At 60.7% G+C, this 15179-nt stretch carries 11 protein-coding genes; 4 read left to right on the top strand and 7 right to left on the bottom strand.

The features are described 5' to 3' along the window. Positions 1–59 precede the first annotated feature (59 nt). From G5332_RS19200 to G5332_RS19175, 6 genes are all read right to left on the bottom strand, one after another. Positions 60–989, bottom strand: coding sequence for an ROK family protein (locus G5332_RS19200; protein WP_421173171.1), 930 nt, complete (start codon positions 987–989; stop codon positions 60–62). A 109-nt stretch (positions 990–1098) separates the two neighbouring features. Then, the gene (hemE, locus tag G5332_RS19195) at positions 1099–2166 is read right to left on the bottom strand and encodes a uroporphyrinogen decarboxylase (protein WP_005335440.1); all 1068 of its coding nucleotides are present in this window, start codon (positions 2164–2166) and stop codon (positions 1099–1101) included. A 182-nt stretch (positions 2167–2348) separates the two neighbouring features. Continuing rightward, positions 2349–3128, bottom strand: a complete 780-nt coding sequence (nudC, locus tag G5332_RS19190) for an NAD(+) diphosphatase (protein ID WP_421173172.1) — start codon at positions 3126–3128, stop codon at positions 2349–2351. Between the two features lie 221 nt (positions 3129–3349). After that, the gene (gene putA / locus G5332_RS19185) at positions 3350–6514 is read right to left on the bottom strand and encodes a bifunctional proline dehydrogenase/L-glutamate gamma-semialdehyde dehydrogenase PutA (RefSeq protein ID WP_421173173.1); all 3165 of its coding nucleotides are present in this window, start codon (positions 6512–6514) and stop codon (positions 3350–3352) included. Positions 6515–6827: 313 nt separating this feature from the next. Beyond that, the gene (locus G5332_RS19180; RefSeq protein ID WP_005335443.1) at positions 6828–7433 is read right to left on the bottom strand and encodes a TIGR04211 family SH3 domain-containing protein; all 606 of its coding nucleotides are present in this window, start codon (positions 7431–7433) and stop codon (positions 6828–6830) included. Between the two features lie 146 nt (positions 7434–7579). Further along, entirely contained in the window at positions 7580–8329 is a 750-nt protein-coding gene (locus G5332_RS19175; RefSeq protein ID WP_266135366.1) for a potassium channel family protein, read from the bottom strand. Between the two features lie 100 nt (positions 8330–8429). Between G5332_RS19175 and G5332_RS19170 the strand changes: the two genes are divergently transcribed. Beyond that, positions 8430–9680 carry a methyl-accepting chemotaxis protein gene (locus G5332_RS19170; RefSeq protein WP_421249994.1) on the top strand — a complete coding sequence of 417 codons (1251 nt, stop codon included), beginning with the start codon at positions 8430–8432 and terminating at the stop codon, positions 9678–9680. A 140-nt stretch (positions 9681–9820) separates the two neighbouring features. Here the strand turns inward: G5332_RS19170 and gltX are convergent, their stop codons facing one another. Then, positions 9821–11236, bottom strand: coding sequence for a glutamate--tRNA ligase (gene gltX / locus G5332_RS19165; RefSeq protein ID WP_421259604.1), 1416 nt, complete (start codon positions 11234–11236; stop codon positions 9821–9823). Between the two features lie 274 nt (positions 11237–11510). On the opposite strand from gltX, the gene G5332_RS19160 reads away from it, so the two are divergent. From G5332_RS19160 to G5332_RS19150, 3 genes are all read left to right on the top strand, one after another. After that, complete coding sequence (locus tag G5332_RS19160; RefSeq protein ID WP_421311548.1) at positions 11511–13613, top strand: methyl-accepting chemotaxis protein; 2103 nt, start codon at positions 11511–11513, stop codon at positions 13611–13613. Between the two features lie 99 nt (positions 13614–13712). Continuing rightward, positions 13713–14381 (top strand): LysM-like peptidoglycan-binding domain-containing protein, encoded by a 669-nt coding sequence (locus G5332_RS19155; protein WP_421259602.1) that lies wholly within the window; start codon positions 13713–13715, stop codon positions 14379–14381. Between the two features lie 274 nt (positions 14382–14655). Further along, positions 14656–14865: a cold-shock protein gene (locus tag G5332_RS19150; RefSeq protein WP_005338972.1), complete on the top strand. Its 210-nt coding sequence runs from the start codon at positions 14656–14658 to the stop codon at positions 14863–14865. Positions 14866–15179: the final 314 nt, after the last annotated feature.

Here is a 15179-nt window from a genome sequence, read left to right as displayed (position 1 = left end):
CAGATTTGCTAGCGCAGGGGCTAGAGAAAAGAGCAGCCGACCGGCTGCCCGGGCCCGGCTCACGACAGCAGGGCATCCTTGAATTCACCGCGGGCCAGCAGGGCCGCCCCGAACACCCCGGCACTGTCACCCAGGGCTGGAGCAATAATGGGGGCACTGAAACGGGGATTAAAGAGGAAGGGCAAAATAGTCTGCCGTCCCACGCTGTAGAGGCTCTGCACGTTACCAACCCCGCCACCGATGACGATCACATCCGGGTCGAGAATGTTGACCACGTTGGCCAGCGCCTGACCAAACAGCAGATGCAGCCGGTCGATGGTGAGCTTGGCCACATGATCGTGAGCCGTGGCGGCCGCGATTTGGGCGAGCGAGAGGTGGCGCTTGGCCTTGGCCTCGTACCAGGCCTCCAGCGCCGGACCGCTGATCAGCGTCTCGACGCAGCCGCGCTTGCCGCAGTAGCACTCGGGGCCATCAGGGGAAAGCACATTGTGGCCCCACTCACCGGCGATGCCGTGATGACCATTGAGAATGCGGCCGTTGATGACGATGCCGGAGCCGACCCCGGTGCCCATGATGATGCCGAACACCACTTTCGCATCGGGATGGTGCTGGCGCACTGCGCCGAGATGGGTTTCTGCCAGCGCGAAGCAGTTGGCGTCGTTGGCGATCAGCACCGGCACGCCCAGCTTGCGCTCCAGATCATCCTTGAACGGCTTGCCGTTGAGCTCGGTGGTGTTGCAGTTCTTCATCAGACCGGTCTGCGGATCCCGCGCCCCCGGCGTGCCCATGCCGATGACGGTCGGGCGTTGACCAATCTTCTCGGCGCACTCAGCTACCAGCTTGGCGATCTGGCCGATCATGTGCTCATAACCGCCAGCCCGCTCGGTGGGGATGCGGTGGCGCAGCAGCACCTCGTCACCATCCAGCACCACGCATTCACACTTGGTACCGCCAAGATCGATACCCCAATCCAGTGACTTGCTGCTCATCTTGCCTCCTGCACTGGCGCCACGTTCTCGTCGTTGCAGCGCCTATTTCAATGTAAAACGGGGCCTGACGGCCCCGGATTTCAAACAAACTCTTCTTCTCTCGCCCCGGCTAGCGACCGTGGTACTGGGCAGAGAGCTCGTGTACCGCGTTGACGAACACGCCGGCGTGTTCCGGGTTCACATCCTGATGGATGCCGTGGCCGAGGTTGAATACGTGGCCATTGCCGTGACCGAAACCGGCCAGAATGGAGGCGACCTCTTCACGGATGCGGGCCGGAGTAGCGTAGAGCATGGAGGGATCCATGTTGCCCTGCAGCGCCACCTTGTCGCCGACCCGGCGCTTGGCGTCGGCAATGTCGGTGGTCCAGTCAAGACCCAACGCATCGCAACCGGTGGCGGCGATCTGCTCCAGCCACTGACCACCGTTCTTGGTGAACAAGGTGACCGGCACGCGGCGACCGTCGTGCTCGCGGATCAGGCCATCAACAATCTTGTGCATGTACTGCAGGGAGAAGTCGCGGTAATCGCGCGGGGTGAGCACGCCGCCCCAGGTGTCGAACACCATGACAGCCTGTGCACCCGCCTTGATCTGGGCGTTGAGGTAGGCAATCACGCTGTCGGCCAGCTTGTCGAGCAGCAGGTGCAGGGTTTGCGGCTCTGCGTACATCATCTGCTTGATCTTGGTGAATGCCTTGGAGCTGCCCCCCTCCACCATGTAGGTGGCCAGGGTCCATGGGCTGCCGGAGAAGCCGATCAGCGGCACTTCGCCCTTGAGCTCGCGGCGGATGGTGCGCACCGCGTTCATCACATAGCCCAGCTCATCTTCCGGATCCGGAATGGGCAGCGCCTGCACGTCGGCCATGGAGGTGATCGGACGCTCGAAACGCGGGCCTTCACCCTGCTCGAAGTAGAGACCCAGCCCCATGGCATCGGGCACGGTCAGGATGTCGGAGAAGAGGATGGCGGCATCGAGCGGGTAGCGGCGCAGCGGCTGCAGGGTGACTTCACAGGCCAGCTCGGCATTGCGGCACAGGGACATGAAATCCCCCGCCTGGGCGCGAGTCGCCTTGTATTCCGGCAGATAGCGGCCAGCCTGGCGCATCATCCATACCGGGGTCATGTCCACGTCCTGACGCAGCAAAGCGCGCAGGTATCGATCGTTCTTCAGCTCTTTCATCCCAGTTCCTGAGTTCGTATCACGCATAAAATGGCGGCCATAATACCACTTTGCCCACCGGATCGGACTGCCCAAAACGTGGCAAATGGGCGCGCGGTTGCAAAGATGTGAAGGGGCGCAAACCAGAGCGCCCCGTTTTTAAAATGAAGTGCAAAAAGATTGGCGAAAAGATAAGCGCTTCGTTACCCCTCGCCCGCCAGCGAACGCTCGATCAGCCGCCGGGCGATGGTGCCGTGGGGCGGCAAACGCGGCAGCCGGTCGGCGGTAAAGAAATCGGCAGCCACCAGTTCGTCATCCTGCACCCGGATTTCGCCGCTCTCGTAGTCGGCGGTAAAGCCCATCATCAGGCTGTGGGGGAAGGGCCAGGGCTGGCTCGCCACATAGCGCACATTGCGCACCCGGATGCCGCTCTCCTCGAACACCTCCCGTGCCACGCACTGCTCGAGATTCTCCCCCGCCTCCACAAACCCGGCCAGTACGGTATACATGGGATCATCCGCCTGATAGTGACGGCGATGGGCCGCCAAGAGGATCTCCGGCCCCTTGCGCACCGCCACGATAATGCAGGGGGAGATACGCGGATAGGCCGTGTGGCCGAGGTGGCACACCTGCGCCCACTCCCCCGCCTTCGGGGTCATGGGGGCGCCGCACTCGCCGCAGAAACGGTGGGTGCGGCGGAAAGTGACGAGCTGCCAGGCACGGCCCGCGAGACGAAACCCCTCTTCATCCCCCGCTACCATCAACTGGCGCAGGGGGGCCATCATAGTCGTGTCGGCCTCAGCCCCCAGATCGAGCAGATAGCAGGGCAGCCCCTGCCACTCATCAAAACGCTCGAAACGGGCACCGGCCAGCGCTGCGGGCAGGCACGCTTTACTTCCCTGTGGCACCTCTCCCTGCTGATCGAGCAGTACCAGATGATCGCCCCCCAGCACGAACCAGCGGGCTTGTTCGGTTAATGACATCAGATAAACACTCTCGTTAAAACAAAACCCTGACCACGGCTGGCCGACCAAGGGGCAAACGCCGCACGAATGGCTCCCATCTTACGACCAGCACGGGTCGCTGACGACCCCGCCGTGGCCGATTGTCCCATTCGTAAAAAACGGATGGTGCAAATAAAGAGGCCGCCCGAAGGCGGCCCGTTGTTATCCGGTATCCCGTATCCGGCCACTATCGACGCGGCTCAGGCATCGCCCATCGCCAGCAGGGAGGCGTTGCCCCCCACCGCAGTGGTGTTGATGGTGCGGGTCTTTTCGGTGACGAAGCGGCTCAGGTAGTGGGGGCCGCCCGCCTTGGGGCCGGTGCCGGAGAGCCCCTGCCCGCCGAACGGCTGCACCCCGACCATGGCGCCGATCTGGTTGCGGTTGATGTAGACGTTGCCCACGTTGATGCGGCTCGCCAGCTCCTCGGCGTGGGATTCGTTGCGGCTGTGGATCCCGAGCGTCAGGCCATAACCGGTACCGTTGATGTCGCTGATCACCTTGTCCAGATCCCGGGTGGCGTAGCGCACCACGTGCAGGATGGGGCCGAACTGCTCCTTGGCCAGCTCCCGGATGGAGCCGATCTCCAGTGCGGTCGGCTGGACGAAGTGCCCTTCCATGGTCGCGGCAGGCATCGGCGCCTGCGCAATCAGGCGAGCGCGCGACATCATGTAGGCGAGGTGAGCATCGAGACCGGCCTTGGCCTCGGCATCGATGACCGGGCCGACGTCGGTGTTGTGCTCGGCCGGGTTGCCCACTTTGAGCTCCTGCATGGCGCCGGTGAGGATCTCCAGTACCCGCTCGGCGATCTCCTCCTGCAGGTAGAGCACCCGCAGGGCCGAACAGCGCTGACCGGCGCTCTGGAAGGCGGCGCTCACCACGTCGCGCACCACCTGCTCCGGCAGGGCTGTGGAGTCAACGATCATGGCGTTCTGACCGCCGGTCTCGGCGATAAGCGGCAGGATGGCGCCATCGCGCTGGGCCAGGGTCATGTTGATGAGCTTGGCGGTCTCGGTGGAGCCGGTGAAGCAGACGCCGCCGATGCGCGGATCCGCCGTCAGCTTGGCGCCGACGGTGGCGCCGTCACCGGGCAGCAGTTGCAGCACCTCGCCCGGAATACCGGCCTGATGGGCCAGAGTCACCGCCAGATGGGCGATAAGGCCGGTCTGCTCGGCAGGCTTGGCGATGACGGTGTTGCCGGTAGCCAGCGCAGCTGCGATTTGCCCGAGGAAAATCGCCAGCGGGAAGTTCCACGGGCTGATGCAGACAAAGACACCACGCCCCTGCAGGAACAGCTCGTTCTGCTCGCCGGTGTAGCCGGGCAGCAGGGTCGCCTGCCCCATCAGGCTGCGGGCCTGCACCGCGTAGTAGCGGCAGAAATCCACCGCTTCACGCACCTCGTCGATGCCATCTTGCAGCAGCTTGCCCGCCTCGCGGGTACAGAGGGAGACAAACTGCTCGCGGTTCGCTTCCAGCAGATCTGCCAGCTTCTCCAGCGCGGCGGCCCGCTCGCTCACCGGGGTTTCGCGCCAGCGCGGGAAGGCAGCGTGGGCAGATGCCAAGGCCTGCTCCACCGCCTGCTCGTCGGCCCAGTGGATCTTGCCGACGGTGAGGCTCACATCCTGCGGGCTCAGCACGGTTCGTGCCTCGCTGCGCTTGAGGGTCTCGCCATCGACGATGGGGCCGGCCAGCCACTGCTTGCTCTCCAGCTCTTTCAAGCGGGCGAAGAAAGGGCGCTGGATGGAGAGGATGTTCATGTTGACGCCGCTGGAGTTCTTGCGGTCGGTGAAGAGGTTCACCGGCTGGGGAATACGGTCGTTGGCAAAGCCGGAGTAGCGCTTGAGGGTGCGCAGCGGGTGCTCGGCCAGCGAGTCCACCGGGGTGTTGGGATCCACCAGCTTGTGAACGAAGGAGGTGTTGGCCCCGTTCTCCAGCAGGCGTCGCACCAGATAGGGCAACAAGTCCTTGTGCGCGCCGACCGGCGCATAGATGCGGCAGTGCAGGCCGGGATTGTCGTTCAGCACCGCGTTGTGCAGCTCCTCCCCCATGCCGTGCAGACGCTGGAATTCAAACTGGCGATCGCCAGCCATCTCCAGAATGCTAACCACGGTATTGGCATTGTGGGTGGCAAACTGGGGGGCGATAAAGCCGCGGGTCGGCTCGCTCAGCAGGTAGCGGGCGCAGGCGAGGTAGGAGATATCGGTGCCCGCCTTGCGGGTAAAGAGCGGGTAGCCGGGCAGGCCCGCCTGCTGGGCATATTTCAGTTCGCTGTCCCAGTAGGCGCCTTTTACCAAGCGAACCGGAATGAGGTCACCCTGTTCGCGGGCCAGTGCGGTGAGCCAGCAGAGTACCGGCAGCGCGCGTTTGGAGTAGGCCTGCACCACCATGCCGAGCTTGCCCCAGCCACGGTTGGCGTCGGAGCGGTAGAGCTGCTCGAACAAGTCCAGCGACAGCTCGAGGCGGTCCATCTCCTCGGCATCGATGCTGATGGCCACATCCTTATCGCGGGCCAGACGCACCAGCCCCACCAGCCGCTCGCACATTTCGCCGAGCACCCGTTCGCGGTTCGCCACGTCATAGCGCGGATGGAGCGCCGAGAGTTTGATGGAGATGGAGGGGGCCGGGCCGCCGTCGCTGATCCGCTCGTTGCCCACCGCCTCGATGGCGTTGCGGTAATCGGTCAGATACTTGTCGGCATCCTGCATGGTCAGCGCAGATTCACCCAGCATGTCGTAGGTGTGGGTGTAGCCCAGCTCGCGGGATTTGCGGCTCGCCTTGAGCGCCTCCTTCATGTCGCGCCCCAGCACGAACTGCTTGCCCATGATCTTCATGGCGGCATACATGGCGGATCGCACCACCGGCTCCCCCAGCTTGTTGACCATGCGCCCCAGCAGGTTGGCCGGGTTGCCGTCGAGCTTTTTGTCGAGCTTGATAATCTTGCCGGTCAGCATCAGCCCCCAGGTGGAGGCGTTGACCAGAGTAGAGTCGCTCTTGCGGAAATGAGATGACCAGTTGGCGCCGGAGAGCTTGTCCTTGATCAGGGCATCGGCGGTCTCGGCATCGGGAATGCGCAGCAGCGCCTCGGCCAGACACATCAGGATGATCCCCTCCTGGGTATCGAGACTGTACTCCTGCAGGAAGGCGTCGATACCGTCACCGGAGCCGCTCTCCTTGCGCACCTTGGTCACCAGAGTACGGGCACGCTGGGTCACCTGCTCCAGCGAGGCGCCATCCCCCGGCAACATGGCCGACAGTTCGGCCAGATAGGCATTTTCATCCACCACATAGTTCTGGGTGATGGCTTCGCGCAGGGCGGCCAGATCGGAGGGGATATAGTCAGCGGCAAGCACTTGAGTAGCTTTGAACATATGGGGTCTTCCTGTACGCCCTAAGGCTGATATCGACAAAGGCGGTCGCGCCGCCGAAACGCCGACAATGTATACAATATCATCCCCTATATGAAATGAATTTGTTGCCACTCTTTAACAAAGATCGCTAATTCACCCTATTCATTCCCTTTTGAAGCCAGCCCGCCAATAAACATGAGGGTCATCTGACTTCATTTTGTATACGATCTGCCGCCGCTCTATCGCAAAGCAGCCACCCATCCCCCCAATACGCCCCAAAAAAAGAAGGGCCGCCACGGCGACCCTTCTCATCAATTTATTCAGCCAAATGCTGTCAGTTCATCCAGCGATCGCCACGACTGCGACGACGGGGCAGCATGGGCAGCAGGATACCAAGCAGGATACCGGCCCCCACCATGGCACCACCACGGATAAACCAGTCCATCTGCATGTCGTGTTCCTGGTTGTCGTAGCTCTGGGTCAGGGCATCATTCTGCTCTTTGAGATTGCTCATCTCCTCACCCTGACTGACCAGCTGGGCCTTGAGAGCAGCGATCTCCTTGCTCTGGGCGGCGATCTGGCCATCCTTCTCGGTGAAGCGTTTCTCGTTGTCACCGTTGAGGTTCTGCAAGCGATCTTTAAGCTCATCGCGCTCTTTTTCCACCTGGGGCAGACGCTCGCGCAGGCTGATCTGGCTCTGCAGTTCGCTGTTCTTGATCCACCCCTCGCGGCCACGACCGTCCACCACCTGGGTGAAACCGGCCTCGCTGTTCACCGCCTTTACCTCCAGCGGTTCACCAGCCTTGACGCTGCCAAGGATCCGGTACTGGGTACCCGGGCCATTGTGGATATAGGTAAAGATGTTGTCTGAAACATAACGGGTATCGGCCAGTGCCTGTTGGGCACATAAGCAGATCAAAATCCCGAGAAGGGCGCGCATGGTCGATCGGTTCTCTTTTTCTGGTGTGGACAAGAGGTTGAATGTTAAGCCGCCAGCAGGCTAAAGGACAAGCAAAGAAAAAGCAGCTCCCCCCGGATATAAAGCGCGGAGTTGCGAGTCACCTCGCAACTTGCCCGCCCTTGGCCTCACTTGTTTTTCAGCTCCCGCACCTCGCTGCGCAGGGCGCGGATCTCTCGCAGCAACTCCTCTTGCTGGTTGTTGTAGTGATGACGCCACTTGTCGGTCTCGCTCTCCTTGGCAGGCTGCAAAAAGATGCTGGCCATAAAACCGCTTATGGCACCAAACAGACCGACCCCGAACAGGATCAGCAGGCTGGCGACAAAACGCCCCTCCTCGGTCTTGGGTACCAGATCGCCATAGCCCACGGTCGACAGGGTCACCAGCGTCCACCAGAAGGCGTCATAGGGGGTCTCAATCTGGCTGCCGGGCTGGCCCGACTCAATCCAGTACATGACGCCGGAGCCCAATCCCAGCAGCAGGACGAAGAGGAAGAGGATGCCGGAGAGGGTGGTCTCGTTGCGCTCGCGACGGAACATGGCCCAGAGATCCGGGTGCTCCTTGAACAGTTGATAGACCCGCCACAACTGGAGCAGTCGGGCCCAACGCAGCTGCTCCACCATCGGCAGACTACCCGGCAGATAGAACCAGTTTGCCTTGAAGTAGGCTTTGCGGTCTGGAGCACGGATCCAGCCATAAGCAAAATGCGCGAGGAAGAAGTAGCAGATCAGACTGTCCAGGTCATAGAAGAGCTGCAGGGTCTGGGGAGTCAGGGTTTCGTGGCCCCACCAGCGGGCCGTCACCAGCAGAACCGAGACAATCGACAGAAATGCCATCAGCAGATCCATCGCCCGTAGATGAGTTAAGTGATGTCGCATACATTTTCCAACTTTAAGCACAGTGCGAATTAATAAAAGAGAAGATAATGCCGATAGCCTTGAGGGCAAAGGAAAAGCGATATTCAAAGGAGATTTTACGATGCAGTTGAACCTGCTGGAGAAGCGGATGAGCAACATTCGGCTGGTGCCGAAAGTGGTGTTGCTGATGGTGGTGAGTACCATTTTGCTACTGACCAAACTCTGGTTTGATACCAACAATCTGGAGACCACCCTGCTCAGCGAGGGGCTTGATCCGGACAAAGCCAACGCCATTGCCGACCGCCTGCTCTGGAGCGGCCTGATGGAGACCACCATCATGGGGCTGCTGTTCGTGATCCTGCTGATGACCGGTTCCCGCCTGATGGTCAAGCAGGTGCACTATCTGGTGGATCTGCTGGAGCGCTTCGCCAAGCGGGATCTCAGTCACAAGGTGTTGCTCAAATCTCGGGATGAATTCGGTGACATCGCCAAGGCGGTCTCCCACTCGCAGGAGAACCTCAAAGCAGTGTTTAACAACCAGCGCGCCGCCTGCAAGGAGCTCAACGACATCGCCTCTCAGGTCACCCTCTGCATGGAGGAGGCCAACGAAGCGATCAACGAAGAGTTCACCCAGATCGAACAGCTGGCGAGCGCCATGAGCCAGATGGTCGGCGCCATTCGCGAAGTGGCTGCCCATGCGGATCAGGCCTCTCACGCCACCGCCGAAACCAGCCAGCTGGCGGAAGAGGGAAGCCGCTGCGTCGCCGATACCGTCAGCACCATCGACACCCTCTCCGGCAACATCCAGCGCTCCGCCACCGTGGTCAACGAGGTGGAGCAGGGGGTCGAGCGCATTGGCTCTGTGGTCGACACCATTCGCGGCATCTCGGAGCAGACCAACCTGCTGGCACTGAACGCGGCCATCGAAGCGGCTCGCGCCGGTGAAGCGGGTCGTGGCTTTGCCGTGGTGGCCTCCGAAGTGCGCGAGCTGGCCAACCGGGCTCAGGCCGCCACCGTCGAGATCCAGAAGATGATCGAACAGCTGCAGGGCAATGCCGGTCAGGCCGCCGAACTGATGGCCCAGAGCGTGCGCCAGGCCGACAAGGGGGTGGAACAGGTGACCCAGGCCGGTACCCAGCTCGCCACCATAGTGCAGCGGGTACAGGGTGTCGCCGACATGAACCGCCACATCGCCACCGCCTCCGAGCAGCAGAGCTCGGTCGCCGAAGAGATGCGCGGCAATCTGGAACAGGTCAAGCAGATTGCCGAAGGCTCCGTCGTGGTGCTGCGCGAGCTGCAAGAGGCCTCCGAGCTGGTCGAACAGCACAGCAAGGAGCTCGACAGCCAGATCCACTCCTTCAAGCTCGCCTGACTGCTCGCCCTGGTCGGGCATGACCGCGTTGTGCCCTGCCGCCGCTCCCGGCCATAAAAAAATCCGAAACCAGTGGTTTCGGATTTTTTCTATCGGACAAAGGGCAGGCTCGGCTATCGCCTTGCCCACTCTTGCACAACTTACTCGGCAGCCATACGGGCTTCGATGTAAGCCAGTGCGCGGTCGATACGAGCGAGAACACGCTCTTTACCTACCAACGCCATTACCGCGTCGATAGCAGGAGACTGACCCAGACCGGTGACGGCTACGCGCAGCGGCATACCAACCTTGCCCATACCCTGACCCAGTTCGGCGGCGGTCGCTTCAATCAGCTCGTGCAGCGCTTCGGTGGTCCAGCTATCCAGTGCAGCCAGCTTGGTTTTGGCCAAGGTGAGCGGCTCGGCAGCGACGCCACGCAGGTGCTTCTTGGCGGCCGCCTCGTCAATGGCTTCGTACTCTTCGAACAGATAGCGGCTCTGGGCAGCCATCTCAACCAGGGTGTTGCAGCGCTCGGCCAGCAGGGTGACCACGTCGGCCAGCGCCGGGCCATTGCTGGTGTCGATCTTCTGGTTTTCCATGTGCCATGCCAGATGCTTGGCAACATAGGCCGGATCCAGGCTGCGCATGTAGTGGTTGTTCAGCCACAACAGCTTGTCGGTGTTGAAGGCGGAGGCAGACTTGGAGATGGCATCCAGGCTGAACAGCTTGATCATCTCTTCCAGGCTGAAGATCTCCTGATCGCCGTGGGACCAGCCCAGACGCACCAGATAGTTCAGCAGCGCTTCCGGCAGGTAGCCGTCGTCGCGGTACTGCATCACGGAGACTGCACCGTGGCGCTTGGAGAGCTTGGCACCGTCGTCACCCAGGATCATGGATACGTGGGCAAACTCAGGTACCGGCGCGTTCAGCGCCTTGTAGATGTTGATCTGGCGCGGGGTATTGTTGATGTGGTCTTCACCACGCACCACGTGGGTGATCTCCATATCCCAGTCATCGACCACTACGCAGAAGTTGTAGGTCGGCGCGCCGTCGGTACGGCGGATAATCAGATCGTCCAGCTCGGTGTTGGCGAACTCGATGCGGCCACGGACGTGGTCATCGAACACCACGGAACCTTCGGTCGGGTTGCGGAAGCGAATCACGTGCGGCGCATCGGCCGGGTGATCGTGGGCGTGGTCGCGGCACTTGCCGTCGTAACGTGGCTTCTCGCCGTTGGCCATCTGGCCTTCGCGCAGCGCTTCCAGACGCTCTTTGGAGCAGTAGCACTTGTAGGCGCGGCCATCGGCCAGCATCTCGTCGATCAGCGCGTTGTAGCGATCGAAGCGCTTGGTCTGGTAGTAGGGGCCCTCATCCCAGTTCAGCTCCAGCCATTCCATGCCCTCAATGATGGCGTCGATTGCCTCCTGAGTGGAACGTTCCAGATCGGTATCCTCAATACGCAGCACGAACTCACCGCCCTGGTTCTTTGCAAACAACCAGGAATAGAGTGCGGTACGGGCACCGCCGACATGCAAAAAGCCGGTCGGGCTGGGAGCAAAACGGGTTTTGACTTTCATCTTTAAGCCTTGTGTAGAGGGCCTTGGGCCAATTCGTTAGAAAAAACCGTCGCATTTTAGCACCGACAATCACGGATGGGAAAACCATGACGCCATTGCGGACTAAAGTAGGGGATTAAATCTGTCGCCATTTGCATCTGTAGCCCGATATTTGAAGAGGATCGCAAAACAGAAGCCCCGTTTCCGATTTGCTATGCACAATGCTGGAGAGCTGCCTCCTCCGGTCGATACCCAGATAACGCTCACCACACTTCTCACGAACAAGGAAGAGACGATGCAGTTCCGTTCTATCCAGAATCGCATTCTAGTGATGGCCGGGATCGCCATGACCGCAGCCCTGGTCATCCTGATCCTGCTCAACCAATACTCCGGCCAACAGACCCAACAACTGACCATCAGCTCCAGCCGTGAAGCGCTGCAGCAGGAGGCATGGCAGAAGGTCAGCGCCAATGCCCGCGCCGAGGCGGCTACCATCACCCAGCTACTGCAAAAAGGGCTCTCCTACACCCAGCAGATGGCCAGCGCCCTCGCCCTGCAACAACAGGGCAAACTGCCGCTGGATCGCCAGCAGGCCACCGACCTGCTCAAGGCACAACTGGCGTTGGAGCCCCAGCTTTATGGCGCCTTTGCCGGCTTCGAGCCCAACGGTTTCGACGGTCAGGATGCCAGCTTTGCTGGCCAGAGTGCGCTGGGCAGTGACGACAAGGGGCGCTTCGTGCCCTATTTCTATCGCGACAAGGATCAAATCGGCACCGATCTGCTGCTCTCCATCGAAAAAACCGACCCGGACGAATTCGGCAATCCCGCCAACGACTACTACGCCTGCCCGAAACGGGAAGGACGCTCTTGCCTCATCGATCCCTTCAAGGTGGATATCAACGGCCAGCAAGTGCTGGTGAGCACCATCACCACCCCCATTCTGGTGAATGGTCAGTTCAGGGGGATCGCCGCACTGGATCTGGCGGTGGACTCCATCAGCCGTCAGGCCAAGAGCCTCAACAGCAACATCTATGATGGCCAGGGGGAGACCCTGATCGTCAGCGCCGCCGGTGTCATCACAGGCACCAGCGGCGATGCCAGCCTGCTAGGTAGTAATGCAGGTAAGGTGCTGGGTAACCAGTGGCAGCAGTACCTGAAACCGGAAGTGCAACGTCAGGAGCTGGACGAATCATTCCGTATTTCCGTTCCCATCATGGTGCCGGGAATGAGCCGCAACTGGGCCATCATCGTCACCCTGCCCTACAAGGTGGTACTGGCAGGGGCCGATCAACTGGAGAGCCAGCTCAATGAGATGAACCAGGCAGCGGTGACCCAGCAGCTGGTCGGTGCCTTTATCGTACTGGTGCTGGCGCTGGCCACCATGCTGGTGATTGCCCGCAGTATCACTGGCCCCATCCGTCAGATGGTCAGCCTGGTGGATGACATTGCCGATGGTGAAGGGGATCTCACCAAGCGCCTCGCAACCCGCTCTGTCGACGAGCTGGGGGATCTCGCCAAGGGCATCAACCGCTTTATCGACAAGTTGCAAGGGCTGCTCGGGGATGTGCTCAAGACTGCCAGCGAGGTGAACCGTTACGCCGGTGACACCGACCGCATCGCCGGTCAGACCGACAACAACCTGCAGCACCATCAGGCGGAGATGGAGCAGATGCTGACCGCGGTGCAGGAGATGTCCTACGTCAGTCAGGAGGTCGCCACCCACGCCAACAACACCGCCGACTCGGCCAAACAGGCGCAAAGCGCCGCCGATCAGGGCAAGGAGCGCTTCCAGCAGGTGATCCAGTCGATGCACAAGGTCGCGGCAGAAGCCGGTAAAGGGGCCGAAGTGGTGGAAGGGCTGGCCCACGACAGCGCCCAGATCACCAGCATCCTCACCGTCATTCAGGGGATTGCCGACCAGACCAACCTGCTGGCCCTCAACGCCGCCATCGAGGCTGCCCGGGCCGGCGAGCAGGGGCGCGGTTTCGCGGTGGTCGCCGACGAGGTGCGCAAACTGGCTGGCAATACCCAGCAGGCGGTACAGAACACCCAGGAGCTAATCGAGAAGATCCGCCTGAGCTCCACCAATGCAGTCAACGCCATCACTCAGAGCCAGCAGTTGACCCATCAAGCGGTGGGCGAGGCGGATCTGGCGGAAGAGGCGCTCGGTAGCATCTACCAGGCCATCTCCACCATCAACGACATGACCTATCAGATTGCCTCCGCCGCCGAAGAGCAGAGCTCGGTCTCAGAAACCGTCTCCGGCAACCTGTCAAAAACCAACGCACTGGCCAACGACATTGCTCAGGATGCGACCGAAACGGCCAAAGCCAGTCAGGCATTGCGTCAGGCGGCCGACAAATTGCAGCAATTATTGGGTCAATTTCGTCTCAGCTGATAATTTTCCGCCTCAGGACTCTCCCCCTCGGGGGCGAGTCCGTTTACCATAGGCGACGAATTTGCCTGATGGCAGGCAATGTAGTGAGAGGTAAATGCCGTGCCCACCCCGGACCGTCGCCCACGAGGCCATAACAGACGAGCCCAGCAGCGTCGCCAAGACGAATCACAAGGATCCCTGCTCCATCGCATCAATGCCGCGACCCTGTCCCTGCGCCAACGTTTTGGCCAAGGGATGAGCAACCTCGGCCAACGCCGCCAGGATGCCAAAGCAGGCAAATTCAAGCTGTCCAGCCCGCTGCCCCGCAAAAACACCATAGGTCTGCTGATCCTGTTCCCGCTCTGGTTGCTGGTGCTGGCCTGGGAGCCGGCACCATCCGCCCCCAAAGCAGCCCCTTCCGGCTCGCTGGAAGTGCCGCTGGCCGTACCTGCTCAAGCTCTAACTGTCGGTAATGGCGCGGCAGGCAGTGCCCCCGCGGCAGCCAAGCCGGTCGAAGAGAAGGTCAACGGTACCTGGCTGCAACACGATGTGCAGGCGGGTGAGACCCTCTACTCCATCTGGCGTAAATTCGAGTTGCCGGGTGCCGAGCTGAGCCGCCTGATCGCCATCGAGGGACCGGATCGCCCCCTGACCCGCCTGCAATCGGGCCGCTCTATCTTCATCCTGGTGGACGACACCCGCCGCATCCAGCGGGTGGAGATCCGCTCCTACGGTCAGGCGGTTTATCGCTACGACCGGCAGGGCGAAGGGTTCGCCCTCAAGGAATAATAAAAACGGGAGGCGCTGGCCTCCCGTTTTTTTCAGTCAAATATCTTCAAATAAGCTACTGACTTCACAATATTTTTAGCTTGTTCAAAAAACGAAAGGGGTCAAATTGACAAGGATCGGCGCTAACGTACAATCGTTTGTGCTTTAGACAGGGATTGTTCTACGTGCTACTGGGACAAAGAGACGTGGTCAGTCATGAGCCAACCCCTGCTTGCAAGGCAAATGCAGCCCAGCACGGGCTTAGTTTCATTTTGTTATTGATAGGATTTAGCACATGTCTGACATTCGCACCGGCCAGGTAAAATGGTTCAACGAAACCAAGGGTTTTGGCTTTATTGAACAATCCCAGGGTCCGGACGTATTCGTTCACTTCTCCTCCATCCAGAGCACCGGTTTCAAAACCCTGGCTGAAGGTCAAAAAGTCCAGTTCACTGTGACCCAGGGCAAAAAAGGCCCTCAGGCTGAAAACGTTACTCTGGTCTAAGCCCGCGCCAGTGAATCATGCAGGAGGAGCCAAGGCCCCTCCTCTTTTTTGCCCGCAATTCTCGCCTTCCACCACCAGTCACAACCGCTTGCCTCGTACAATCCGCACCATGAGCCCACATCCCCTTCCTGTTGGCAGGAGGTGGTAGAGACGCGCCTAGTAAACGCCAGATACGACAAAGCATCGCAGCGCGATGTGATGGGTAATTCAAAGGGATTATGAAAGCTTCGAAGAGAGATTGGAGCGGGAAACGAGACTCGAACTCGCGACCCCGACCTTGGCAAGGTCGTGCTCTACCAACTGAGCTATTCCCG

It is taken from the genome of Aeromonas sp. 603757, assembly GCF_049171255.1.
GTDB classification, from domain to species: domain Bacteria; phylum Pseudomonadota; class Gammaproteobacteria; order Enterobacterales; family Aeromonadaceae; genus Aeromonas; species Aeromonas veronii_A.
This window is presented reverse-complemented; position numbering and strand designations above follow the sequence as displayed.

What these genes read in the sequence shown, in the direction of transcription:
- G5332_RS19200 (WP_421173171.1), bottom strand. Translation starts at nt 989, where the DNA reads ATGAGCAGCAAGTCACTGGATTGGGGTATCGATCTTGGCGGTACCAAG.
- hemE (WP_005335440.1), bottom strand. Translation starts at nt 2,166, where the DNA reads ATGAAAGAGCTGAAGAACGATCGATACCTGCGCGCTTTGCTGCGTCAG.
- nudC (WP_421173172.1), bottom strand. Translation starts at nt 3,128, where the DNA reads ATGTCATTAACCGAACAAGCCCGCTGGTTCGTGCTGGGGGGCGATCAT.
- putA (WP_421173173.1), bottom strand. Translation starts at nt 6,514, where the DNA reads ATGTTCAAAGCTACTCAAGTGCTTGCCGCTGACTATATCCCCTCCGAT.
- G5332_RS19180 (WP_005335443.1), bottom strand. Translation starts at nt 7,433, where the DNA reads ATGCGCGCCCTTCTCGGGATTTTGATCTGCTTATGTGCCCAACAGGCA.
- G5332_RS19175 (WP_266135366.1), bottom strand. Translation starts at nt 8,329, where the DNA reads ATGCGACATCACTTAACTCATCTACGGGCGATGGATCTGCTGATGGCA.
- G5332_RS19170 (WP_421249994.1), top strand. Translation starts at nt 8,430, where the DNA reads ATGCAGTTGAACCTGCTGGAGAAGCGGATGAGCAACATTCGGCTGGTG.
- gltX (WP_421259604.1), bottom strand. Translation starts at nt 11,236, where the DNA reads ATGAAAGTCAAAACCCGTTTTGCTCCCAGCCCGACCGGCTTTTTGCAT.
- G5332_RS19160 (WP_421311548.1), top strand. Translation starts at nt 11,511, where the DNA reads ATGCAGTTCCGTTCTATCCAGAATCGCATTCTAGTGATGGCCGGGATC.
- G5332_RS19150 (WP_005338972.1), top strand. Translation starts at nt 14,656, where the DNA reads ATGTCTGACATTCGCACCGGCCAGGTAAAATGGTTCAACGAAACCAAG.